The 22,235-nt window shown below is 41.0% G+C and carries 19 protein-coding genes; 7 read left to right on the top strand and 12 right to left on the bottom strand.

The genetic code is table 11. The features are described 5' to 3' along the window. Positions 1 to 261 precede the first annotated feature (261 nt). The 3 genes from Q0688_RS14870 to Q0688_RS14860 all read right to left on the bottom strand — a co-directional run bounded on the left by Q0688_RS14870 (position 262) and on the right by Q0688_RS14860 (position 2,812). Entirely contained in the window at positions 262 to 972 is a 711-nt protein-coding gene (locus tag Q0688_RS14870) for a transporter substrate-binding domain-containing protein (RefSeq protein ID WP_299078343.1), read from the bottom strand. 191 nt (positions 973 to 1,163) lie between these two features. Then, positions 1,164 to 2,564: a wax ester/triacylglycerol synthase family O-acyltransferase gene (locus Q0688_RS14865; protein WP_299078340.1), complete on the bottom strand. Its 1,401-nt coding sequence runs from the start codon at positions 2,562 to 2,564 to the stop codon at positions 1,164 to 1,166. A gap of 35 nt (positions 2,565 to 2,599) precedes the next feature. Then, entirely contained in the window at positions 2,600 to 2,812 is a 213-nt protein-coding gene (locus tag Q0688_RS14860; RefSeq protein ID WP_299078336.1) for an RNA-binding S4 domain-containing protein, read from the bottom strand. Between the two features lie 107 nt (positions 2,813 to 2,919). Here Q0688_RS14860 and Q0688_RS14855 point away from each other — a divergent pair, with 107 nt between their 5' ends. Then, on the top strand, positions 2,920 to 3,291 hold the full coding sequence (locus Q0688_RS14855; protein ID WP_299078333.1) for a glutathione S-transferase N-terminal domain-containing protein: 372 nt from the start codon (positions 2,920 to 2,922) through the stop codon (positions 3,289 to 3,291). Positions 3,292 to 3,475: 184 nt separating this feature from the next. Here the strand turns inward: Q0688_RS14855 and Q0688_RS14850 are convergent, their stop codons facing one another. The 6 genes from Q0688_RS14850 to Q0688_RS14825 form a co-directional block, all read right to left on the bottom strand. Beyond that, positions 3,476 to 4,138, bottom strand: a complete 663-nt coding sequence (locus Q0688_RS14850) for an SDR family oxidoreductase (protein ID WP_299078330.1) — start codon at positions 4,136 to 4,138, stop codon at positions 3,476 to 3,478. A 9-nt stretch (positions 4,139 to 4,147) separates the two neighbouring features. Continuing rightward, positions 4,148 to 4,903: a 3-deoxy-manno-octulosonate cytidylyltransferase gene (kdsB, locus tag Q0688_RS14845; protein ID WP_299078327.1), complete on the bottom strand. Its 756-nt coding sequence runs from the start codon at positions 4,901 to 4,903 to the stop codon at positions 4,148 to 4,150. Positions 4,904 to 4,941: 38 nt separating this feature from the next. Continuing rightward, the gene (locus Q0688_RS14840) at positions 4,942 to 5,145 is read right to left on the bottom strand and encodes a Trm112 family protein (protein ID WP_299078325.1); all 204 of its coding nucleotides are present in this window, start codon (positions 5,143 to 5,145) and stop codon (positions 4,942 to 4,944) included. Next, positions 5,145 to 6,155: a tetraacyldisaccharide 4'-kinase gene (gene lpxK, locus Q0688_RS14835; RefSeq protein WP_299078322.1), complete on the bottom strand. Its 1,011-nt coding sequence runs from the start codon at positions 6,153 to 6,155 to the stop codon at positions 5,145 to 5,147. The genes Q0688_RS14840 and lpxK overlap by 1 nt, the downstream gene beginning before the upstream one ends. Next, entirely contained in the window at positions 6,152 to 7,924 is a 1,773-nt protein-coding gene (gene msbA, locus Q0688_RS14830; protein ID WP_299078319.1) for a lipid A export permease/ATP-binding protein MsbA, read from the bottom strand. The genes lpxK and msbA overlap by 4 nt, the downstream gene beginning before the upstream one ends. Positions 7,925 to 8,010: 86 nt before the next feature. After that, the gene (locus Q0688_RS14825) at positions 8,011 to 10,290 is read right to left on the bottom strand and encodes a DNA internalization-related competence protein ComEC/Rec2 (protein ID WP_299078316.1); all 2,280 of its coding nucleotides are present in this window, start codon (positions 10,288 to 10,290) and stop codon (positions 8,011 to 8,013) included. A 51-nt stretch (positions 10,291 to 10,341) separates the two neighbouring features. Between Q0688_RS14825 and Q0688_RS14820 the strand changes: the two genes are divergently transcribed. Next, positions 10,342 to 10,869, top strand: coding sequence for a DUF2062 domain-containing protein (locus Q0688_RS14820; RefSeq protein WP_299078353.1), 528 nt, complete (start codon positions 10,342 to 10,344; stop codon positions 10,867 to 10,869). On the opposite strand, the gene Q0688_RS14815 is transcribed toward Q0688_RS14820, so the two are convergent. Beyond that, positions 10,870 to 11,289, bottom strand: a complete 420-nt coding sequence (locus Q0688_RS14815; protein ID WP_299078313.1) for a DUF1801 domain-containing protein — start codon at positions 11,287 to 11,289, stop codon at positions 10,870 to 10,872. A gap of 271 nt (positions 11,290 to 11,560) precedes the next feature. On the opposite strand from Q0688_RS14815, the gene Q0688_RS14810 reads away from it, so the two are divergent. Both Q0688_RS14810 and Q0688_RS14805 read left to right on the top strand, forming a co-directional pair. Beyond that, on the top strand, positions 11,561 to 13,510 hold the full coding sequence (locus Q0688_RS14810) for a methyl-accepting chemotaxis protein (protein WP_299078310.1): 1,950 nt from the start codon (positions 11,561 to 11,563) through the stop codon (positions 13,508 to 13,510). A gap of 170 nt (positions 13,511 to 13,680) precedes the next feature. Then, complete coding sequence (locus Q0688_RS14805) at positions 13,681 to 15,981, top strand: TonB-dependent receptor (RefSeq protein WP_299078307.1); 2,301 nt, start codon at positions 13,681 to 13,683, stop codon at positions 15,979 to 15,981. 99 nt (positions 15,982 to 16,080) lie between these two features. Here the strand turns inward: Q0688_RS14805 and Q0688_RS14800 are convergent, their stop codons facing one another. Continuing rightward, positions 16,081 to 16,797, bottom strand: a complete 717-nt coding sequence (locus Q0688_RS14800) for an SOS response-associated peptidase family protein (RefSeq protein ID WP_299078304.1) — start codon at positions 16,795 to 16,797, stop codon at positions 16,081 to 16,083. Between the two features lie 236 nt (positions 16,798 to 17,033). Then, positions 17,034 to 18,344 (bottom strand): aminotransferase class V-fold PLP-dependent enzyme, encoded by a 1,311-nt coding sequence (locus tag Q0688_RS14795; RefSeq protein WP_299078301.1) that lies wholly within the window; start codon positions 18,342 to 18,344, stop codon positions 17,034 to 17,036. A gap of 254 nt (positions 18,345 to 18,598) precedes the next feature. Here Q0688_RS14795 and Q0688_RS14790 point away from each other — a divergent pair, with 254 nt between their 5' ends. The 3 genes from Q0688_RS14790 to Q0688_RS14780 all read left to right on the top strand — a co-directional run bounded on the left by Q0688_RS14790 (position 18,599) and on the right by Q0688_RS14780 (position 22,204). Then, positions 18,599 to 19,459 carry a TraB/GumN family protein gene (locus Q0688_RS14790; RefSeq protein WP_299078298.1) on the top strand — a complete coding sequence of 287 codons (861 nt, stop codon included), beginning with the start codon at positions 18,599 to 18,601 and terminating at the stop codon, positions 19,457 to 19,459. Positions 19,460 to 19,578: 119 nt separating this feature from the next. After that, positions 19,579 to 20,799, top strand: a complete 1,221-nt coding sequence (moeA, locus tag Q0688_RS14785; protein WP_299078295.1) for a molybdopterin molybdotransferase MoeA — start codon at positions 19,579 to 19,581, stop codon at positions 20,797 to 20,799. 64 nt (positions 20,800 to 20,863) lie between these two features. After that, positions 20,864 to 22,204 (top strand): MATE family efflux transporter, encoded by a 1,341-nt coding sequence (locus tag Q0688_RS14780; protein WP_299078292.1) that lies wholly within the window; start codon positions 20,864 to 20,866, stop codon positions 22,202 to 22,204. Positions 22,205 to 22,235: the final 31 nt, after the last annotated feature.

Below are 22,235 nucleotides of genomic sequence, written 5' to 3'. Positions count from 1 at the left end.
GATTAAGCCTGATGCCTCATTTGAAAGGCTTATACCACTCGAGCATCCGTTTATTATTAACATGCTGGAGAATAGGTCGGACTTAGAGAACCTTGGAAACTCTATCAAAACTATATTCTCGATCGAATAAGCCTAAGTTATTCTTCAGTGGTAGATGACAGTATTGCATTTTCCTCAATTACACCTAAATAATTGATTGTTAATATTTTTATTACACTTATTTATAGCGATTAAATATTTTTTTATATTGTCCAGTCGATTTTAACCATTTAAGTTGCTTATTAAAATCGTCCCGTATTTTTCTGACTTAAACAAAAAACCGTTATCGCTAGCACCAAACAAGGCAAAACGGTCAACTTGTTGGGATACATCAATAACAGACGACTTTGCCAATTTAGCGCGGTAATAAGCAAAAATATGCGCATCCATTTGGATCACTTCATAGCGCTCTAAAAACAACATTTTGACTTGATTTGATTGATCAAAGGTTTCAGCATATTGAGGATGATTATTGACCATCTCAGCGTAGGCTTTTCCTAAATGAACCGCAGCATCTTGCCAAGAGAGCAGGCTTTGATTTTCAAGATCACTAAGCTGGCTAAACTTGTAATTATTTTTACGCAAACTAAATGCAAAATTCTTATAGGAATAAGCGATATCTGACAGAAACCCTTGCAACTCATACTCGTTAATGGTGTTTAAATTCATATCAGAAGAAATATCAACGTCTCCTGCGATATAAGCCTTAGTGCGTCGAGCATAAGGTAAATATAGGTATTCTATTTCGTAGCCTAATGGAACCATAGCGGCTTCAAACATATCCACTAAAATCCCTCTATTTGAGTCGGACAATACCCAAGGCGCTAAGACTTCTCCAAAAGCGACGGTAATTTTTTCTTTAGCATCTGCGTTGTTGATGACTAACAAAAACAATATGGATACCCACATTGTTATAAGTAACTTAAACCTCATTTTTCACTCTATTCACTTTCAAAATACGCGCGTATCCTAATAACAAATTCAAATACAGACAAGACTGATATTAAACAGAATTAATTTGTATATAAATTTCATATAGATAGAGTATAAGCAACTAAATAGTAACCTGATTATTAGGGAACAAAACCACCAAAAAAGCCCGCAATTTAAGTTTAGAGGACAGATCACTCTTTGTTTTGCAATAACCCTTGCATGTAGATCCCGCCTTTAATGCCATCCATTGCTTCATCAATATACTCAGAAATTTTTTCAACATCGGGAATGGCATCTCGACAGGCCATTAAGCCAAAACCTATAGAGTCGCAATAACTAACAACAGTAATATTCAAAGATTGTCCATCAATTAATACCGATAACGGATAACTTGCGAGTAATTTTGCCTTACCAAAATACAATGGCTTTCTTGGCCCAGGTACATTCGAAATGGTGACATTGGCCGCAGGAGGTAATAAGTTTGTCATGTTGAGCTGATTCATCACCGCCACTAAACCTTGCGCTATCACCGCAAAACTGGTTGCCGCATCGGCAGACACTGTGCCTAACTCCTGTTTGGCATCTTGGGTTGAGGCCCCAATTTTACTGAGTCGCGTCATGGTATCCGCTTCATCTGTCGCTAAATCTGCGGTGACATAAGTAATTTGATTACCAGTTCGATTCATCTGACGTACCGACACTGGAACTGATGCAATCAGAGACTTTTTAGGCATTGCCCCTTTATCTTGCATATATTTACGTAACGCTCCAGAGCATAAAGCTAAAACAATATCGTTTACTGTAGCATTGGCCTGCTTACCGACAGCCTTGAGCTCTGACAAAGACAGGGACTTAACCGCAAAACGTCTAGCTCCCGTAATAGGTACGTTAAAAATAGACTTTGGTGCAGAAAAAGGAACAGGAGAGGTGTTATTGCTGATACCTGTTGCTTTTAGACCTTGATCCCAAAACATTTTTGATAGGTCTTGTACTAGCCCCGCTCTATTTTTGACTTGATCCGCAAGCTTAACCGCTTTTGCGCTTAAAGATAACGAATTACTCGCCTTAGACTTAGGCTTAGTATTCAGACCAGCCCAAGGTGCTCGCACTTCATCTGTAGCAGCTTGACGCAAACAAGCTTCCATCAATTCGATACCACCCATACCATCAATGGCGGCATGGTGCATTTTCATATATAAGGCAAATTGATTGTCCTCTAGACCTTCAATTAAGTGAAACTCCCACAGAGGGCGCTCTCTATCGAGCAATCGACTGTGTAGGCGCGACACCAGTTCTAACAAGTCTTGCATTTTGCCCGGTTTTGGTAAGGCCGAATGGCGCACGTGATAATGTATATCAAACTCCTCATCGGTTACCCAACTAGGCATTCTAGAAGTGCTCACATGGCTTAATTTTTGGTTAAAGGGCGGGCCTGCTGGCTGGATTTCAAGTTGATCTATTAAATCTTTAGGGAAATTACCTTTATACCCCTTAGGAATTTCAAATATTGCCAAACTAGCAACATTGACAGGTGTGGATTGTTTTTCTAAAGATAAAAAGGCAAGGTCGAGAGCACTGAGTTTATTTGACATAAAAAGGCCTACCGATAATCGAAGGTTTTACTATATCACTTTAATTCTATCTTAAAACGCTCTTGGTTAAATTCGATGGTATCACCCGACAGTATTTTTTTACGACGTCTGGTTTCAACTATATCATTCACCAACACCTGGCCATCATCTATGACGAGTTTTGCTTCACCACCACTAGACACCAGCGCTTCTAATTTTAATACCTGATACAAAGCGATAGGCTCCGCATATATTTCGATTGTTTTCATAGTTTTCTCGCCCTTTAATTTCTATTCGTTAATAAACTCAAGAAACCTAGTGAAGTCAAAGGTATAATTATCATATATTCGCGCAACTCTCTCAATAAGATGTAAAGATGAAACTTATAATTAACCTGATCCGTAACCTATTAGGTGGCTTTATTGCCATCGTTGATTTTATCACCCGCGGCGCAAAGCTAAAACGCGCACCTGAAGCACAGCAACGAGTAGAAGCCGAACTTGAAAAGTTATCTTTGTTTCAGTTTTTTGCCTGCCCTTTTTGTATTAAAACCCGCAGAGCCATGCATAAACTTAATCTACCCATAGTTAAACGCAATGCCTCACAAGGCTCGCCATTTAGAGAGGAATTGCTTCAAGGTGGCGGTAAAATTCAAACACCATGTCTTCGCATTGAAAAAGAAGAGGGGGTTGAGTGGTTATACGACTCTAAAGAAATCATTACTTACCTTCAAAATCGCTTTGCCTAGGCGGTGTTTGATGTCTGTATATTTTGACCTTGTATGGCTTTTGGATAATTGCTGAAGCTTAATCGATGTGCCCCCAGTAAATTCTGTAAATCGAAGTAATGTCGGTATTAAATCGCCAATAAACTCATCTACTACACAAGTTTCAATATGCCAGTTTTGTATAATTAACCCGAATTCGGGTTAATTACCAAGGCAACACTTCGCCATTGGCGTGCCAAAAAGTACCAGAGTTGTTTAAGGTTAGTTCGTCAATTCGTTGCATTAGCCGTTCCACAGCAACGGCTGGGCTAATATCGCCACCGTTGTTGACCATTTCAGTTTGCACGTATCCGGGATGTAATATGGCAACAGCCACTTCTTGAGGTTTAAGATCATGAGCCAAAGACACGCCGGCAATGTTCAAAGCGGCTTTAGACATACGATAACCATAGCGACCGCCAGAGGTATTATCGGTAACAGAGCCCATGCGGCTAGTGATCAGCGCCACTTTAGCGCCTTTTGTAAGTTGCTGTTTTAGCAGTTGGGTCACCAGCACCGGCCCTAAAGCGTTCACTCTAAATTGGTATTCAATGGTAGCCGCAGACATATCCTCTAAGGTTTCATTAGCAAGCACTCCGGCATTATTAATTAATAAGTCAATTTTAAGGTCGTGTAATGTAGGCAATATTTTTTCTAAACATTCAGGATTACCCACATCAACATTATCGATTACTCGCGCGCCGGATTGACTTAATTCATCACTGGTATTTCTGCACAAGGCAACCACTTTGTCGCCATTGGCGATGTATTGTTTTACAAACTCTAATCCAATGCCGCGATTGGCGCCGGTAATAACCACAGTTGCCATAGTTGTTCCTTATTTTTGAGTTGCTAATAATTTAGCTAAGTCTTCTGGTGTATCAATGCCAATAGGTGGCGTCACTCTGGCTTCTTCAACATGAATTTTTTCACCATGCCAAAGCACTCTAAGTTGTTCTAAGGACTCAATTTGTTCCAGTCCAGATGGCGACATATTTATATACTGTTTAATAAATCCAGCGCGATATGCGTAAATCCCAATATGTCTTAAGTAGAAGTCCCCTATTTCGTCAATATCATCCGCATCTAAAAACCGCGCCCGATCGTAAGGAATGGTCGCTCGAGAAAAGTACATGGCGTAGCCTTGTTTATCAATCACCACTTTGACTGAGTTGGGATTAAAGGCTTCTTCAACATCTGTTATTTTTACCGCCAATGTTGCCATTTCTGCTTGTTGGTGATTATGAAGGTTCTCAGCAACTTGTTGAATATTTTCAGCGGGAATAAAAGGTTCATCACCTTGTACATTCACCACCAACTCATGAGACAGCATATTCTGTAAATCCACCACTTCGGCCAAACGCTCGGTGCCCGAGTCATGGTGCGCGCCTGTCATACAATATTTGCCACCAAAATCATCAACGGCTTTGGCTATCCTAACGTCATCGGTGGCCACCAAAATATTGCTGGCGCCAGATTCTTGGGCGCGCTCATATACGTGTTGCACCATAGGTTTACCGTGGATTGACACTAAGGGTTTACCAGGAAAACGGCTTGACGCATATCGGGCAGGAATAATAACGCTAAATTGCATAGGTATGTCTCTTCAATAAACTTGGCCAGCGCCAAGGACTAGTCTTTATTTAATAACTGTTCCATTTCTTCACTAGAAAGGTGTTTCGCTTCCGTCTCTAATAACACTGGGATATTTTCTCGAATGGGATAAACCAAACGGTCAAATTTACAGATGAGTTGTGCCTGCTTATTTTGATGCTGCAATTTTCCCTTACAAACTGGGCAGGCTAATATATCTAATAATTTTTTGTCAAAGGCCATTATTTTCTCTTATGTGTTTTTTTATCTGCAACCACTTGCTGCAGTTTTTGCAATAATTGCGATTCAAATTGGGTAGTTAATCTAGCACTGATGGGCAAATACCAACAATCATCATGGGCTATTTGAGTACATTTTACCGCATCTTTTTCTGTCATGATGACAGGTCCACTTGGAATATCTGTTGCACTAAAAGCATGATGGTCCACAAAACTCAATTGTTGTTTTAGTGTCATTTGCTTTTTTTCTAGTAGCGAAAAAAATCGCTGCGGATTACCAATACCTGCTAGTGCGGTTACTGGCCTATTTAGATCATTCAGTGAAAGGCTTTTACTCGGGTGTTTTACATTGATTAGTTTGCCCGCCTCTAATGTCATCAAATGTTCGCCACTCGAGGCTACCCCACCATTTAACACCAAAAAATCAGCTTTTTCTAACCGCCATACACCTTCACGCAACGGGCCTGCTGGTAATAGTAGTTGATTCCCACAGCGTCTTTTGCCATCTATCACCACTATTTCGATATCTCGATTTAATCCATAGTGTTGTAACCCATCATCACAAATAATCACATCACACTTATGATGTTGTACTAACAATTGCGCGCCTCTTGACCGAATAGGATCCACCACTAAAGGGCAATTCACATGCTGGCGCATTAATATAGCTTCGTCCCCTACTACATTCACATCACTATGTTGTTGAACCGCCATAGGGTATTGAGCATTTTTCCCCCCGTAACCTCGGCTTAGCACCCCTGGATGGTACCCTGCTTGCCTAAGCAGATTGGCTAAATTCACCACCAGCGGGGTCTTGCCACTGCCTCCAACACTGATATTACCCACTACTATAACCGGCACTGCTATATCAACAGAGAGCATAATTTGCAGTCGAAATAACACTCTTCGCAACCAAGATAACAACCCAAACAGCAGGGTCAATGGCAATAGAATGAGAATAACCGGCCAATGGTACCAACTCGGTGAATACCACATATTATCAAGCCACGTCATACTGGTTTTGTCTCTTCACCAAACTGCATGTTGTACAGCTGTGAATACATACCATTTTGTCCTAACAATTGTTGGTGAGTGCCTTGTTCGATGATTTGCCCTTGTTCGATCACTAAAATGTTGTCGGCATTTTCTATGGTCGACAACCTATGAGCCACCACTATGCTAGTACGATTTTGTTGTAACTGCTCGAGGGCGTCTTGGATCAGTCTTTCTGACTCGGTATCTAACGCTGAAGTCGCTTCGTCTAATATCAAAATAGGCGCATCTAACAACAGCGCTCTGGCGATAGCTAATCGTTGACGCTGACCACCTGATAACATCAACCCATTTTCACCTATCACTGTATCCAAACCTTCAGGTAATTGTTCTAGAAACTCCATTACATGGGCGGTTTTCGCTGCGTCCAATATCTGTTGGCGGCTCACTTTAGCCTGCGCACCATAAGCGATATTGTTAGCAATGGTATCGTTGAATAACACCACCTGCTGCGACACTAAAGCAAACTGTCGTCTTAAATCCTTTAGCGGGATGGATTTTAACAACACGTCATCCAATTTAATTTCACCCACTTGGTTATCATAAAACCGTGTTAGCAAACTCGAAATAGTCGATTTTCCACTTCCCGAGCGCCCAACTAAGGCTATAGTTTGTCCGGGCAGCATTGAAAATGATACATTCTTAAGGGCTGCCTCTGCTTTGCTGGGATAGGTAAATGTGACGTTTTCAAAGTCTATTTTACCTCTAACTCTGGACATGCTAAGGGTGCCTTTGTCCTCTTCAACTTGCTGATCTAACACGGCAAAAATACTTACGCAGGCTGCCATGCCTTTTTGAAACTCGCTATTGACTGTTGTTAGCTGTTTTAAAGGTTTTAATAACATGGTCATAAACACCACCACACTCACAAACACACCTGGGGTCAAGGATTCCACTAGATTTGGGAAGCTGGCGATATACAACACCACAGCCAATGCTATAGATGCTATGACTTGTATCGAGGAAACACTGAGAATTCTGGCAACAATTAATTTCATGTTTTGCTGGCGATTATTGTTGTTTTTCTCGGCAAAGCGCTTATCTTCAATTTGCTGCCCTCCAAACATCAGTACCACTTTGTGGCCTTTAATGACTTGCTCAACACTAGTAGTTAAGCCGCCCATGGCATCTTGTATTCGCTTGCTCACCAATCTAAAGCGTTTACTCACCACAGACACAATCACTGCTACTAATGGCCCAATTAATATAAAGATTAGCGATAACTGCCAAGAGTAATAGAACATCGCAAACAATAATCCAATAACAAAGGCGCCATCTCTTACCAAAATTAATAAAGCTTTACCTGCCGCATTTGAAACTTGTTCGGTGTCGTATATCACCTTAGAAATAAGTTGACCTGTACCGTTGTTGTCATGAAACTCAACAGGCAAGTGCATATAACGACTAAACAATTGTTGACGCAACTGCATCACCACATGATTACCGATCCAGGCCACTGTATAGGTACCTAGAAAATTAAAAATGCCCCGTAAAACAAAAATTGGCACAATAAAATAAGCCGCGGCTCGTAGGTACTGATAATCCCCATTGCCTAAGCTGTCATCCACTATAGGTTTGAGCTGCGCCACTACCGCAACATCAATAGCTGAATAACCAATCATGCCGATGACGGCAATAAAAAACGCAAATTTAAAGTCTTTTAAGTAAACACGAAATCGTTTAAATATATTGGATGGTACTTGAGGGCTAGCGTCTGTCTGTATGCTCATTAAATAACAGTTATCTGATGAAAGTGGAAAACTTCGATAGTGTAACTGTTAGGACGAAAATCCCCAACTATCAATAGGATATTTTATTATTTTCGAGGAAAATTTGCATACCAATATGGACGAATATCCTGCCTATAGGTTGCAACTCTAATAGGATCTGGCAGATCATATAACATCCTAAAAACCACCTGCCCAGAATGAGAAGTAGAAAATAATATGGCGTTGTTAGCCTGATACCTAGCTATCACTTCTTGTCTAGGAAAGCGCCACCGATTCATAAAACCTTGACTAAAAACAACATATTCAGGCTTAACTGTACCGATGAACGCATCAGAGGACGAAGTATTACTTCCATGATGAGGAGCGACTAAAATATCCGCCTGCAGTGTTTGGGGGGCAAATGCGACGAGTTGTTTTTCAATACTCTTATCAATATCACCAGGTAATAAAACACTGTGATATTGGTCAGATACTTTGATCACGCAGGAGCCATTATTATCACTATGATGATTAGCATTGTCTGGCCAAACACCTTGAATTGTTAATCCTTGCCACTGGATATCGAGCCCCTTGATACAGCTATCTTGATTGCTCAAAATCTGTGATACCGAGATATTTTTGAGTAGCTGCCCTAAACTGCCAGCATGATCATTGTCGTTATGGCTAATAAATACTATATCCACATTTGATACCCCTCTGGCTTGTAAAATAGGTAACAGCACGCTGTCGGCCATATTAAAACCTGATGGATAATGTGCGCCTACATCGTAGATAATCACATGATTATTTTTGCTAATAAGTACGGCCACACCTTGGCCAACATCTAATACATCAACCTGCCATGAGTTATGTTGTTCCGTGAACAAGTAACTCAGAAGTGGCACCAACAACACGCCTAGATATTTTTTTCGCAACCAATAAGCCGGCAAGCAACAACCCAAAACAAACAAAAATACAGCTAGCCAAACCAAAGCCGGCATTGCCGCCAAGTCTAAGTAGGCTGCCTCCCACTCAAGTACTAAGTTAAGCAGCCTAAGGCCATAATTCACGGTTTTATCTGCAGCATAAAATAGCCAATAAGCCCAGTCGGGTTGTATCACTAAAAAAATAACAGCCAGTAGGCAAATAGGTACCAACACCATAGTCACAACTGGCACGGCAATAATATTGACCAAAGGAGAAACCCAAGAGATATAGGAGAACTGCCAGGCGATTAACGGCAACATCAATACAGTCAAACAGATCTGTACTTTAAGCATGCCCGACAACATTGCCCCTAACGAAAACCCGTTTTTTGTCACTGGCCAGCGCCAAAAGACAAAACAAATCATGGCAACAGCAAAAAAACTTAACCAAAAACTAAGGCCAAAAATACTTAATGGAAAAAGCAACACAAAGGTGCTCAACCCAAGCAGAATAACCCGTTGTACGCCTAAATGGATATGACAGACAAAACAGACACTAAATAGAAGCAACATTATCCACGCTCTTAAGGTGGGCAAACCAAACCCCGCTAAAGCTGAATAAGTGAATGTCGTACCCAGTGTTAACACCATAGCCAAATTATGCAGATTAAAATGGTGCGATCTAGGGATCCGGCTAAGTAGGCCCCCACATACCCAAGCTATCAAGACATAACTTAAACTGGCCACAAGCGCCAAATGCAAACCAGAGATAGCAATTAGGTGCGCCACTCCGGTTTTTTGTACTAACTGCCAATCTTCGGGTTGCAACAAGCCTCGATAGCCAAAAGTTAAAGCGGCCAACCACGTCCTGTTTGGCAAATCTAAAGCTAACATGCGATTCAATAGGGATTGTCGAACGCTTGTTTTGTGACTTATAAGATGATTATCAGGATGAGATTTAACATAGCCTGTGGCCACTATACCTTTGCTAAAAAGCCACTGTTGATAGTTAAAGCCAGCTTCGTTGCCTAAGCCATGAGGAGGCTTTACTTTGACCAGAAGTTTCACCTGCTGTCCCTGTTGTACCTGCCAATTTGGTTCACGCCAGCTAAGGCGAAAAGTCTTAGAATAAAACAGAACTTGTTCATTAATCTGTTTGACCTGTACGTTAAAACGGATATTTTCCTTGGCAATCACTACACTTTTTACCGTGCCTATTATTTGTACAGGCTGACTGGTTTGTTTTGAAGAAAGTTGCAAAGAGTATTGCCAATGTCCTACACTCGCCATCCAGACTATACCAAGTAAAAAATAGCCAAGGTATTGATAGTGTCGTTGATACTTTGTTAGTAATAGGCAAGCGAAAATGAGTAGTAGTACAGTGAAAAAGACCGAAGGCAGACTTGTCCATAATAGACTCGTGAAACTCGCCCCAATAAAACTAATTAGTTTACTGTCCATAATCACGACTACAGCATTCCTTTGCTTCCCAAAATTAAAGTATAGAGAACTATTCTGAAAAAGTTTATTAAGCGCTTATTGCCCAGTCATCAAAATGTCAAAGAACATAAAATATTAGCGCTATTTGGCACACTGCTACACGATCCCAATTTATGGCATCTAAATAGACGCTCAGCATCTGGGGCTTTTGCGGTTGGGGTGTTTTTTTGCTTCTGGCCAGTTCCATTTCAAATGTGGCTAGCCGCAGCATTAGCCATTCCTTTACGGGTAAATTTACCATTATCGGTTGCAACAGTTTGGATAAGTAATCCATTTACTATGCCGCCAATTTTTTACGGGGCTTATCTGTTGGGGATCAAAGTGATGGGCGCCCCACAAAGAGAGTTTAGTTTTGAATTAAGTTGGGATTGGGTTATGCGCAGTATTGAAACCATTGGCCCAGCATTTTTAATAGGTTGCTTAATGTGTTCTTTCTTCTTCAGCACTATCGGCTATTTTGGCCTAAATTATTTGTGGCGATTGTCCGTCTCTAAAGCGTGGAAACAACGCCTTAAAAAACGCTATCCTAAATCCGAATAATTATTCTGGATAGCGACTAGCCATTTCATCAAGGGACAGTTGAATTAGTTTACGTAACACCTGCTCATCTACATCACTCAACTTATTAATATATAAACACGACTTTCCCGTTTTAAACTTGCCTAGGCTTCGCAATGTTTGATCAAAATCACCAAATCCCACCATGATATACAACACCAAGTTTTGCTTTCTAGGTGAAAAACCTGTACGCATAAATTGATGTGTCTTTCTATCGGCTGTTTGATATTGGTAGCTGCCAAAACCAACAATACTGCTGCCCCAGAGTACAGCTTTTAGCTTAGTCTCTTGCTCAAAAATATTTAATAATGCAAATGCGTCAGCCTGCCTTTGTTGATGTTCTATTCCATGTATAAAATCTACAACATTAGCTTGTGACACTTGAGTTTTATTCTCGGCCATAAAATATTCCTAAAGAAATTTAGTCATATGTAGTTAACTAAGTGGCGTTGTCAACTATATTTATTACCAATTAATATCAATAGACATAGTCCAATTGACTTCATCAGAACCCTATATAGTTGGTCGTTTCGGCACTCAGGTCGCACGTCACGTAAGGGTATAGTTGCCACCTAATTAAACCATTTTGGACAATATTATCTAGTTATACTATTTAAAATGTTTCATTATATATTCACATGCAAAAATTAATCATTCATTGAAAGGAAATACTATGTTTAAAGATCTACGCTTAGGGGTCAAAATTGGAGTGGGTTTTGGGGTGGTCTTAATCCTGCTTTCGATTGTTTTAGCAGAAGGTATATTTTCCCTTAAAAATGCAGAAACCGGCATAGATGAATATCGCGGCTTAGCTATGGATACCAATTTGGCCGGCCAGTTACAAGCAAGCATGTTGATGGTAAGAATGAATGTCAAAGATTACCTCATTACCAAAAGTGATACAGACCTGCAGCAATATAATGATTATGTTACCCAAATGAATGGCTTACTTGATGAAGCAAAACAAGAAATCCAAAAACCAGAAAGAGCCGCTTTAGTTCAAAAAATTGCAGTATCATTAACTACATACGAAGACGCGTTCTCTAAAGTGGTGCGTTTAGTAGAGCAAAGAAATGTGGTAAATGAAACTCGCTTGATCCCATTTGGTGAGGCCATGAGCACCCAAATCAACAACATTATTAAATCAGCCCATGACGATAAAGACAGCAGCGCCACATATTTCGCAGGGTTAGTACAAGAAACCTTGCTAATAGGCCGTCTATCTATGGTGAGATATCTTCAAACCAACAAAGAGCAAGATTTTGATCACGCGCTACAAAACATAAAAAGCACCTTAGCAACTGACCTTACTAATTTGGATAAATCCCTACAAAATGAAAGACGTAGGCAGTTATTGACAAACCTGTATGAAACCCAAGCCAAATATATTCTCGCCATGAATGATATCCATAATTTAATCGTTGAGCGGATTAATATTATTCAAAACACACTGGATACCATAGGCCCAGAAATTGCAAAAAATGCCGAAGGTGTAAAATCATCGGTTATGAAAGATCAAAATACCCTTGGCCCTGCTCTTAAAGAAAAAACACAAAATAGCATTCAATTGACCTTTATACTGTCATTCATTGCCGTTGTGCTAGGCTCGCTTGCCGCATATTTCCTCACCATTGCTATCACTAAACCAATTCAAAAGGCGGTTGATGCCGCCAACCAATTAGCACAAGGTGACCTAACCCTAGAGGTAGGTGTAAGAACCAAAGATGAAACAGGGCTACTACTAGAGGCAATACAAAATACTGCAAGCAGACTTAAACAAATGATTTCCACTATTGGTGGGGCCAGCACCGAATTGGCTTCTGTGTCTGAAGAACTTGCCGCCATAACCGAGCAAACCTCGAACGGTATAAGTCAACAAGAGTCAGAGACAGAAATGGTCGCCACTGCCATGAAAGAAATGTCAACAAGTGTGCACGATGTAGCCAACAACGCGTCAATAGCAGCAGATGCAGCCAAAAAGGCAGATCAAGAAGCATTAAATGGCTCAAATGTTGTAGATAGAACAATTAAGTCAATTAACTTACTGTCAGAAAATGTTAATCACTCTTCAGATAAGCTAAGTGAAGTGCAGCATGATGTGGTTAGTATCAGCTCTATTATTGACGTAATAAAAGGCATTGCAGATCAAACAAATCTTCTGGCATTAAACGCAGCAATTGAAGCTGCCAGAGCGGGTGAACAAGGCCGTGGTTTTGCAGTTGTGGCCGATGAAGTACGAGCACTAGCCGCAAAAACCCAAGGCTCAACGACTGAAATCCAAAACATCATTGAAAAACTACAGTCCGGAACAAAAACCACAGTGGAAGTAATGGACCAGAGCAAGATACAAGCAGACCATTGTGTCACGCAAACTGGCGAAGCAAATGCCGCTCTCGAATCAATTACCCAGGCAATAAAAGCCATCAGTGATATGAACATTCAAATCGCCAGTACAGCGGAAGAACAAAGTTCAGTCTCTGAAACCATCAATGAAAATGTTATGAATGTAAAACAAATCGCTGGGGAAAATGCGGAAGCGTCAAATCAATCTCGAAGCTCTACGAGTGAGATTGCCCGTTTAGCAGAACAATTAAATGAGTTAGTCGCACAGTTTAAGGTATAACAATGTGCGTTAGAAAAGATACTGTCCATTTAACTTATTCACAAAGAGTAATAAAAAGTGCTATAAGTGCGGATGGTTGTATCAGGTATGGACACATAGGCCTTTAAGTAAGAAGGGAATTTAGTAAATACAAATTCACTTGACCTTTAATATAATAATACTGGACACACATGAAAACACTAACCAAAAGCGCCTTAGTAATTGGCATCCAAGCAGCTCTTGTGAGTCAACTTTCATTTGCACAAGTTGCCCAAGAAAGTGAACGAGCATTAGAGTCCATCACCGTAACGGCTCAGAAACGTACCCAAAGCATTCAAGAGGTGCCTATCTCAATTGCTACCTTAAACGGTGAACAATTTGAGAATATATTTGCCGGCGGGGAAGACATACTTGCCTTAGCAGTGCGTGTACCTGGCCTATACGCCGAAACATCAAATGGCAGAGTGGCCCCGCGCTTTTATATACGTGGGTTAGGTAATATTGATTTTGACTTAGCAGCATCGCAACCAGTTTCTATTGTGATGGACGATGTGGTGAAAGAAAACGTAATATTAAAAAGCTTCCCTTTGTTTGATGTTGAACAGGTTGAAGTGTTACGTGGTCCACAAGGTACATTATTTGGTCGTAACACCACAGCGGGTATGGTCAAGTTTGATTCCGTGAAACCAAGTGATGAATTTGATGCCTATGTGAAATTAGGAGTTGGAACTTTTGGGACTCTAAATGTAGAAGGTGCCGTTGGTGGTAGCCTAACAGATGAACTATCTGGGCGGTTCTCGGTATTATCACAAGACCGAGATGATTGGATTGATAATGCCTATACCGGTCAAGACAATGTTATGGGCGGGTTTGATGAAAAAGCCTGGCGTGGGCAGTTAGCGTATGAGCCGTCAGAAGACTTTTCAGCCCTTTTAAATGTACATGGCCGTGAATTAGACGCAACAGCATCTATGTTCCGTGCTAACGCTTTAACCCGTGGTAGTAATGATCTTAACCAAAATTTTGACCGCGATGTGGTTTACTACGATGGCGATATTGATGGCAATGGTGCCGACAATAACCCACAACAGTATGAAAACTACGGTGCGTCTTTAAAGCTCGAATTCGGTTTAGAAGATATGACCTTTACCAGTATCACAGCTATTGAAAATGCAGAAGGTACTGGTGTAGGTGATATTGACGGCGGTGTGGTACTACAAGAAGCCGCTGATGTAGATGGGGATGGCACAACTGAGCTAACTTATCCTGGCAATATCGCCTTTGATGCGGTGACGCAGGATAACTTAGACGATTTAGAGCAAACCACCCAAGAATTTCGTTTAGCTAGCGATATAGCTGGCCCCTTAAATTGGCAAGTAGGGGCGTTTTATTATGAGTCATCATTTAATGTCACCAGTATTGATGGTTTTTTTGGCGCCTCAACCGTATTTCACGACAACACCACATGGGCGATATTTGGCCAAACTTCTTATGACATAAATGAGAAACTTAATATCACCGGTGGCCTGCGTTACACCGATGATGAAAAATCCCTTAGCGTAGGGGAACAAAATGTCAATGGCTTTGCTTTAGTCATTGGCGCAGCTTCGATCCAAGAATACGATGACATTAATGTAGACGACAGCCATGTCAGTTGGGAGCTGAGCGCCAACTACCGAATCACCCCAAACACCTCAATATTTGGTCGTGTTGCCAATGGTTTTCGCGCCCAAACAATACAAGGCCGTGATGTAGCCTTTGAAGGCGCACCTTCGGTTGCAGACTCTGAAACCATTAATTCTATTGAAGCAGGTGTTAAGTCAGATCTATTAGACGATACCTTACGCATAAACTTTGCAGCATTTTCATATGAAATTGATGACATACAATTTTCGGCAATTGGTGGTGGGGCTAATAATACTGCACTGATTAACGCTGACAAAGGCACAGGTTATGGTTTTGAAGTGGATGCTCAATATCTAGTGACAGATAATTTAACCGTCACCGCTGGATTTAGTTACAACCATACTGAAATAAAAGACGATTCGTTAACCGTGTTGCCATGTGGCGCAGATCCTAGCATTGGCTTCACAGGTAACTGTACTGTACTCGACCCTAGCGCAGATGGTTATTCAGTCTCTATTGATGGCAACCCCTTCCCTCAAGCACCTGAAACTATCTTTAACTTTACGGCACGTTACGCGTTTCCTGTGGGAGACGATGGAGAAATTTCCATCTACACTGACTGGGCGGTACAAGGTAAAACCAATATATTCTTGTATCGTTCCATGGAATTTAAATCAAATGACAACTTTGAAGGCGGCTTAAGAATTGCCTATGAAAACTTTGCCGACGATTACAGCATAGCCTTATTTGGACGTAATATCACCGACGAAGAAAACCTAAAAGGCGCCATAGATTTCAACAACTTAACCGCTATAGTCAATCAGCCAAGAGTGTTTGGCATTGAAGCAAAAGTGCGTTTTTATTAAAAACGTGGGTTATTGTAAAAACTCAAAAGGCGTCTAAGACGCCTTTTTTAATGTTTGTTATTTGTATTATTCATTCCCTTCTAGTATTGATATAACCTTCTAGGATAGTGTTGTTTGTGACTTTCGTTCCACATCCGATTGCAATACAACTGATTCGAAGGATTTGTACGGGACTTTATCTTTGTAAGTTTTCACCCTTTGTACTGTTAATGTTGGAAATAAAGTTGGGTGATTTAATATAAAGTCAATTTCATCGTGTTGATGCACAGATTGACTAAGCCATAGTTTTAAAAATCGATCATCATGGGGTAAAAATCCCGGGAAAGCTTTGTCGTGGTACGGTTCCATTTTCTGGTGAATATCACGGGTGATCACTGCGCAGCTGTATCTGTTATGACTAAATTTTTGGTACAAAGCGGCCAACACAAATACATCTTGGCTTTCCATAAAATATTGATGCTTAGTTTTACCTACTTTTTTAGACTCACCTAATCCCGTGGCCAGTACTATCGCTCGGTTATATTTTAAAGGGTTTTGCCAATAAGGGCTGGTTAGGTTTCGCGCATTAAAAGTAGTTCTTGAACCAACATTTAAGCCATATTCAGAGTCAGTACAGTCAAACCACCAAGTTGCAGCCACCTGTTTTAGTTCGCCTTCTTCTTCGATAATAATATCAATGGTTTTATTAGGATCTTGACCAAATGCGGGGTAATAACGTTTAAATGAAGAGGTAAAAAATTGCTCGGCAATGCCTTTTTCTGGGAACTGCTTAATACCATCTGGACGTTCGCCATTCACTTCAATATAACCACACATAGAAGTCCTCTATATATATTTAACTATTTTAGATGATTCAAACATTATACCAATCACCGTAAGTGATTGGTATTACCACATTTTCATTGGGATCAATTAAATATGGCATATCCATTCTTCCAGCTTTCTCCTGTAAATTTTTACGATTATTTATGCGGTTAGATATAATAAAGGCTCTAAAATAAAACAAGGGCAATTTTGATAATCCTCATTGCCCTTGCCAGTATCATTAAGAGTTATGCCATGGCGTTTATTGCAGCCAACGCCTGTTCAATTTCTTGCTCATTGTTAAGCAACGAAGGCGCAAATCGCGAGTAACTATTTCTGTAAGGTGTACTGCTCATGATAATGCCCTTATCGTGCAATTTTTTAACCACCTTATCGGCATGTAATCCCTTCACATCAAAACAAGTCAACCCCGATGAAAGGTCATTGTCCATAGGGGTATAAAGTGTCACATGAGGCATCTTTGCTAGGCCTTGTTTGGTTTGCTCATTTAGTTGATGGATGCGCTTTTGCACATTGGCTTTGCCTAGTTGTAAATGTAATTTGAATGCTTCGGGTAATGCCCAGCGATGTTCAAATGAATGAAATCCACCTGGCGACATATGCTCCCCTACTGGCACTTGATCTTGGGTCATCTGCCCCATCCACACCGCATATGAGGCACTGAAGCTTGGAATAACAGGCTCACTTTGTGCCCAAGCACGCTCATTTCCCCACACCACGCCTGTACCTCTTGGGCCAAAAATCCATTTATGAGTTCCGGCAACAAAAAAATCGCATCCTAATTCACTCACATCCTGATCTTCAATACCAAAACCATGCACTCCATCGACACAAAACAATATCTGCTGATGAGATTTTCGCTGTTTGTTTAGGGCCGTAATCGTGTCTGCCATAGCTCTAATTGGGAGTTTTACTCCAGTCGAAGAATGCACCCAAGTGGCTGCCACAACACGGGTATTAGTATTTATTGCCGCCTTTAAGCGTTGTTGCACTTGTGTCACATTAACTTTTGCAGGATCTTCATAAAGGGCGATACGCTTAACCTTAGCACCAGTACGCTTGGCTCTATGAGCGAGTGACATATCGGTAGAATAATGGTCATGGACAGTTTGTAATATTTCTTCGCCATCTTTCAGTTTAAGGCCGCTATAGATCATCCCCAATCCCATAGTAGTACTATCTGTCAGGGCGACATCTTTAGCATTGCCGCCCATGTAATCTGCCGCCGACTGACTAATATCAGCATCAATAGTTTGAAAATGATGATGCCAATAATCGGCAGGATTTTCATCCAGGCCACGACGGTGTTTTTCAATGGCATCTGACACAGGTTTTGGATGTGATGCCAGTAAAAATGTTGATAACTGAATATATTGGCGAGTCAGTGGAAACAAATTCCGCAAAGCTGTCCAGTCGCCTGCTTGGATCGGATTATTGACCGCTTTAGGAGCAGATGTTGCGCCTAAAAGAGTAGAAGGTGTCACTAGGCCAGTACCAACAGTAAGCCCTAAAGCATTTAAAAATTGACGTCTTAACATGTGTTGTCCCTTTTTTGTTAACAGAAGCTGAAGCCAGATTTCACTACTAGTAATATAAAACCAGCGTGTGATTGTAGCCTCGACTTATACCCTATAGGGTATTTAGTCAATTCAGTGTAGTCTACCTGCCTGTTTTATGCCTTTTGATTGATTAACAGAAGGTTATTAAAAACAATGGTTTGCTATTGCGTTAAACAACCCTGCAAGGCTATGCTTCTTGGCTCATACCTCAACCAAAGAAATGCGTAATTAAAATGATGTTATTAAAAGCCCTCTTTCTGGGTAGCAGTCTGATATTTTCTGTTAGCCTACAGGCGGCATCAGTTTGGAAAATATCTAACAAAGAGCATAGCCTGTATATCGGCGGTACTATTCATGTGCTTACACCCGATGACTATCCGCTGCCCAATGAATATGACATCGCTTATCAAGCTGCTGATAAAGTCATGTTTGAAACCGATATGGAAGCGGCCAGTTCCTCAGAATTTGCTCAAAAAATGATGAGCCAAATGATGTACAACGATGGTACAACCATTAATACCGTTTTAGATCCTGAGACCTATAAAGCCTTGGCGATACATTTGTCATCACGACAAATCCCCATGCAAGCCTTTGCGTCTCATAAACCTAATTTCATCGCCATTTCTTTAACCTTTGTTGAATTGCAAGCTATGGGTTACACCAGTGAAGGAGTGGACATGTTTTTCTCTAAAATGGCTAAGGCGCAACAAAAAGAGCAAGGCTGGTTAGAAACACCTGATGAGCAACTGGCTTTTCTTGCGAAAATGGGGGGGGATGATCCTAATGAGATTATTAAATACACCTTAAAAGATATCGCTAAAATGCCAGAGATATTTACTCAGTTACACTCAACTTGGCTTACAGGTGATATGCAAGGAATGGCCGAAGTCGGCATTACACCTTTTAAAGATGAATACCCAGAGATTTATCAAGACATGCTAGTGACCCGTAACAATAATTGGTTGCCGAAAATAGAAGCAATGCTCAATGACCAAGTTACAGAGTTTATTTTGGTCGGCGCTTTACATTTATCTGGAGAGGATAGTGTCTTGGCAAAACTCAAAGCCAAAGGCTACATAATAGAAAAGCTATAAACAACGCGCTTTTAGTTAAAAGATAACGGTGACTTACTGAATTTATTAAGACTTTGAGCGCCCGATGCTTTTTACGAAAGTTATTTTCTTACCAATACAGACTAATAAACATTAAAGCTATGATCGAAACCTGCGACAGCCCTAAACTTTTACCCGTGCAATCCGCCATTTCTAAGATGCTCAATCAAGTCACACCCATAATAGAAAGTGAATCAATAGAGCTTGAAGAGGCGCTTGGCAGAGTACTAGCTGAAGATGTGATTTCCAACATTGACGTGCCACCCAATGATAATTCGGCCATGGATGGCTATGCAATGCGCAGCGAAGATCTTACTAACAGCCAACAATTACAGTTAGTAGGCACAGCTTTAGCAGGCAAACCATATGGAAAAAAAATATTAGCAGGACAATGCATAAGGATCATGACTGGAGCCGTTATCCCTAAAGGGGCGGATTCTGTAGTGATGCAGGAAAACACCGAGGTTCTCCACGATTCGATTGTTTTTAAACAAATACCTGAATATGGTAACAGTGTGCGAAAAGCTGGTGAAGATCTGCAAAAAGGCCAAATCGTTGTGACTAAAGGCACTAAGCTTACCCCTGCATTTTTAGCTTTGATTGCATCCGTTGGTATTGCTGAAGTTTCAGTGGTGCGCAATTTAAAGGTCGGGCTAATTGCAACGGGTGATGAATTAACCCCTCCGGGTCAACCTATTGAAGCAGGCGCTATCTATGAAAGTAATCGTTTTGCACTTACCGCACTTCTTAAAGCCTTCCCCGTTGCTTTGTTTGATTTTGGTATTGTTAAAGATGATAAAATAGCGCTCAAAGCTGTCTTCGAACAAGCAGGCCAGCATTGTGACTTAGTGTTGTCTTGCGGCGGGGTATCGGTAGGCGATGCAGACTATGTAAAAGAAATACTCGATGAACAAGGCTCCATCAAGTTTTGGAAAGTTGCCATTAAACCCGGTAAACCATTTGCCTTTGGGGCACTTGAAAAAGCTTGGTTTTGTGGCTTGCCCGGCAATCCGGTATCGTCTTTCGTCACATTTGAACAACTGGTGACGCCACTCTTACAAAAATTAAGTGGCCAAACTATTCAACAAAAGCCCTACTTTGTTGCCACAGCCTCGTGCCTTATTAAAAAGAGACCGGGAAGAGCTGATTTTCAAAGAGGTATATTCTATCGCGATCAACAAGGTAAACTTTGGGTTAAACCCAATGGCAAACAAGGCTCAGGCATTATGAGTTCAATCGCTAATGCCAACTGTTATATATTGTTAGAGCAAGAAGCGAATGACGTGCAACAGGGTGAAAACGTGAAGATACGAATGATTTAGTGTCGAGTTCCGCGCTCGTCGCTACGCAGAAATAATACAAGATAACAATATTAAGAGAGCAGTTTTGGCATTTAAAAAAGAACTAAAAACAATTTGTCATTTGGCCTGGCCCTTGTTGGTGGCGCAAATCACCCAAACTTTAATGGGTGTATCAGATACAATAATGGCCGGGCGTTATTCAGCTACAGATATGGCGGCGGTAGCAATTGGTGTCGGATTCACCCTGCCTATTATAGTGTTTATTCAAGGCATTACCTTAGCGTTGCCGCCTATCATTTCTCGTTTTAATGGCTCCAAACAAATTGATAAAGTAGCCAACTATACTCAGCAAATGCTGTGGTTAGCATTAGGCTTTTCACTCATTGCTGCTGTCATTGCATTTATTTTTGAACCTCTAATGCAATTCATTGAAATGGAGCAGGACCTACGTTATATCACCATCGACTACATTCGCTATATTTTATATTCGATGCCCGCCTTTGCTTTGTATCAGGTGCTAAGAAACTACTGTGAAGGATTATCCATTACAAAACCCAGTATGCTTATTATGGGCATTGGGTTGCTGGTCAACATTCCTGCCAACTATATTCTAATATATGGCAAATTTGGCTTACCAGAAATGGGCGGAGCGGGTTGTGGAGTAGCCACAGCTTTAGTATTTGTTGCCATGTTTGTTGCCACCTGGATTTACACCTTAAAATCTAACAAACTGGCTAAGTATGATTTATATTCCAAGCTATATCGGCCTCACTATCAAGACATGCTCGAATGTTTGAAGTTGGGTTTGCCAATTGCAATGACCATACTTTTCGAAGTGACCTTATTTGCCACTGTGGCTATTTTACTCGCTCCCTTTGGCGCGATAGTAGTGGCTTCACATCAGGTGGCGCTGAACTTTTCGGCTTTGATGTTTATGATCCCCCTGAGTATAGGTATGGCTACCAGTATTCGTATCGGGCACTTATTAGGCGAACAAAGCCCAGAGCAAGCCAAAGTTGCTACTCAATGCGCATTCTTTCTAGGGATCAGCATCGCGGCTTTTACCGCCACCCTTACGATCATTGGTAGTGACGTTATCGCCAAGCTTTACAGTATTGATCCACCTGTAATTGAATTAGCATCAAGCTTATTATTTTTTGCCGCATTATTTCAATTTTCAGATGCGACTCAGGTGATTTCTGGCACCGCATTACGCGGCTATAAGGACACAACCGCCATGTTTTATTTAAGCTTTTTATCCTACTGGGGAGTCGGATTAACCATAGGGTGTGTGCTTGGGCTAACAGATTGGATTGTTCCCAAAATGGCTGCGACAGGATTTTGGATTGGATTTATTGCCGGACTAAGTACTGCTGCCGTCACCTTAGGACTTAGACTTAGATATATTCAAAATAAGCATGAATAACTTAACTTGATATGCTATTGGGTTTACTATG

Origin of the sequence: uncultured Paraglaciecola sp. (assembly GCF_937123705.1) — a bacterium.
Lineage (GTDB): Bacteria > Pseudomonadota > Gammaproteobacteria > Enterobacterales > Alteromonadaceae > Paraglaciecola.
The sequence above is the reverse complement of the archived record's forward strand: the minus strand, read 5'-3'. Positions and strand labels throughout refer to the sequence as shown.

Coding starts and splice junctions, on each gene's coding strand:
- Q0688_RS14840 (WP_299078325.1), bottom strand. CDS start 5,145: ATGGCCTTTGACAAAAAATTATTAGATATATTAGCCTGCCCAGTTTGT.
- Q0688_RS14800 (WP_299078304.1), bottom strand. CDS start 16,797: ATGTGTGGTTATATTGAAGTGAATGGCGAACGTCCAGATGGTATTAAG.
- Q0688_RS14855 (WP_299078333.1), top strand. CDS start 2,920: ATGAAACTTATAATTAACCTGATCCGTAACCTATTAGGTGGCTTTATT.
- Q0688_RS14865 (WP_299078340.1), bottom strand. CDS start 2,564: ATGTCAAATAAACTCAGTGCTCTCGACCTTGCCTTTTTATCTTTAGAA.
- Q0688_RS14860 (WP_299078336.1), bottom strand. CDS start 2,812: ATGAAAACAATCGAAATATATGCGGAGCCTATCGCTTTGTATCAGGTA.
- Q0688_RS14805 (WP_299078307.1), top strand. CDS start 13,681: ATGAAAACACTAACCAAAAGCGCCTTAGTAATTGGCATCCAAGCAGCT.
- lpxK (WP_299078322.1), bottom strand. CDS start 6,155: ATGACGTGGCTTGATAATATGTGGTATTCACCGAGTTGGTACCATTGG.
- Q0688_RS14815 (WP_299078313.1), bottom strand. CDS start 11,289: ATGGCCGAGAATAAAACTCAAGTGTCACAAGCTAATGTTGTAGATTTT.
- moeA (WP_299078295.1), top strand. CDS start 19,579: ATGATCGAAACCTGCGACAGCCCTAAACTTTTACCCGTGCAATCCGCC.
- Q0688_RS14825 (WP_299078316.1), bottom strand. CDS start 10,290: ATGGACAGTAAACTAATTAGTTTTATTGGGGCGAGTTTCACGAGTCTA.
- Q0688_RS14870 (WP_299078343.1), bottom strand. CDS start 972: ATGAGGTTTAAGTTACTTATAACAATGTGGGTATCCATATTGTTTTTG.
- Q0688_RS14850 (WP_299078330.1), bottom strand. CDS start 4,138: ATGGCAACTGTGGTTATTACCGGCGCCAATCGCGGCATTGGATTAGAG.
- msbA (WP_299078319.1), bottom strand. CDS start 7,924: ATGAGCATACAGACAGACGCTAGCCCTCAAGTACCATCCAATATATTT.
- Q0688_RS14795 (WP_299078301.1), bottom strand. CDS start 18,344: ATGTTAAGACGTCAATTTTTAAATGCTTTAGGGCTTACTGTTGGTACT.
- Q0688_RS14810 (WP_299078310.1), top strand. CDS start 11,561: ATGTTTAAAGATCTACGCTTAGGGGTCAAAATTGGAGTGGGTTTTGGG.
- kdsB (WP_299078327.1), bottom strand. CDS start 4,903: ATGCAATTTAGCGTTATTATTCCTGCCCGATATGCGTCAAGCCGTTTT.
- Q0688_RS14790 (WP_299078298.1), top strand. CDS start 18,599: ATGATGTTATTAAAAGCCCTCTTTCTGGGTAGCAGTCTGATATTTTCT.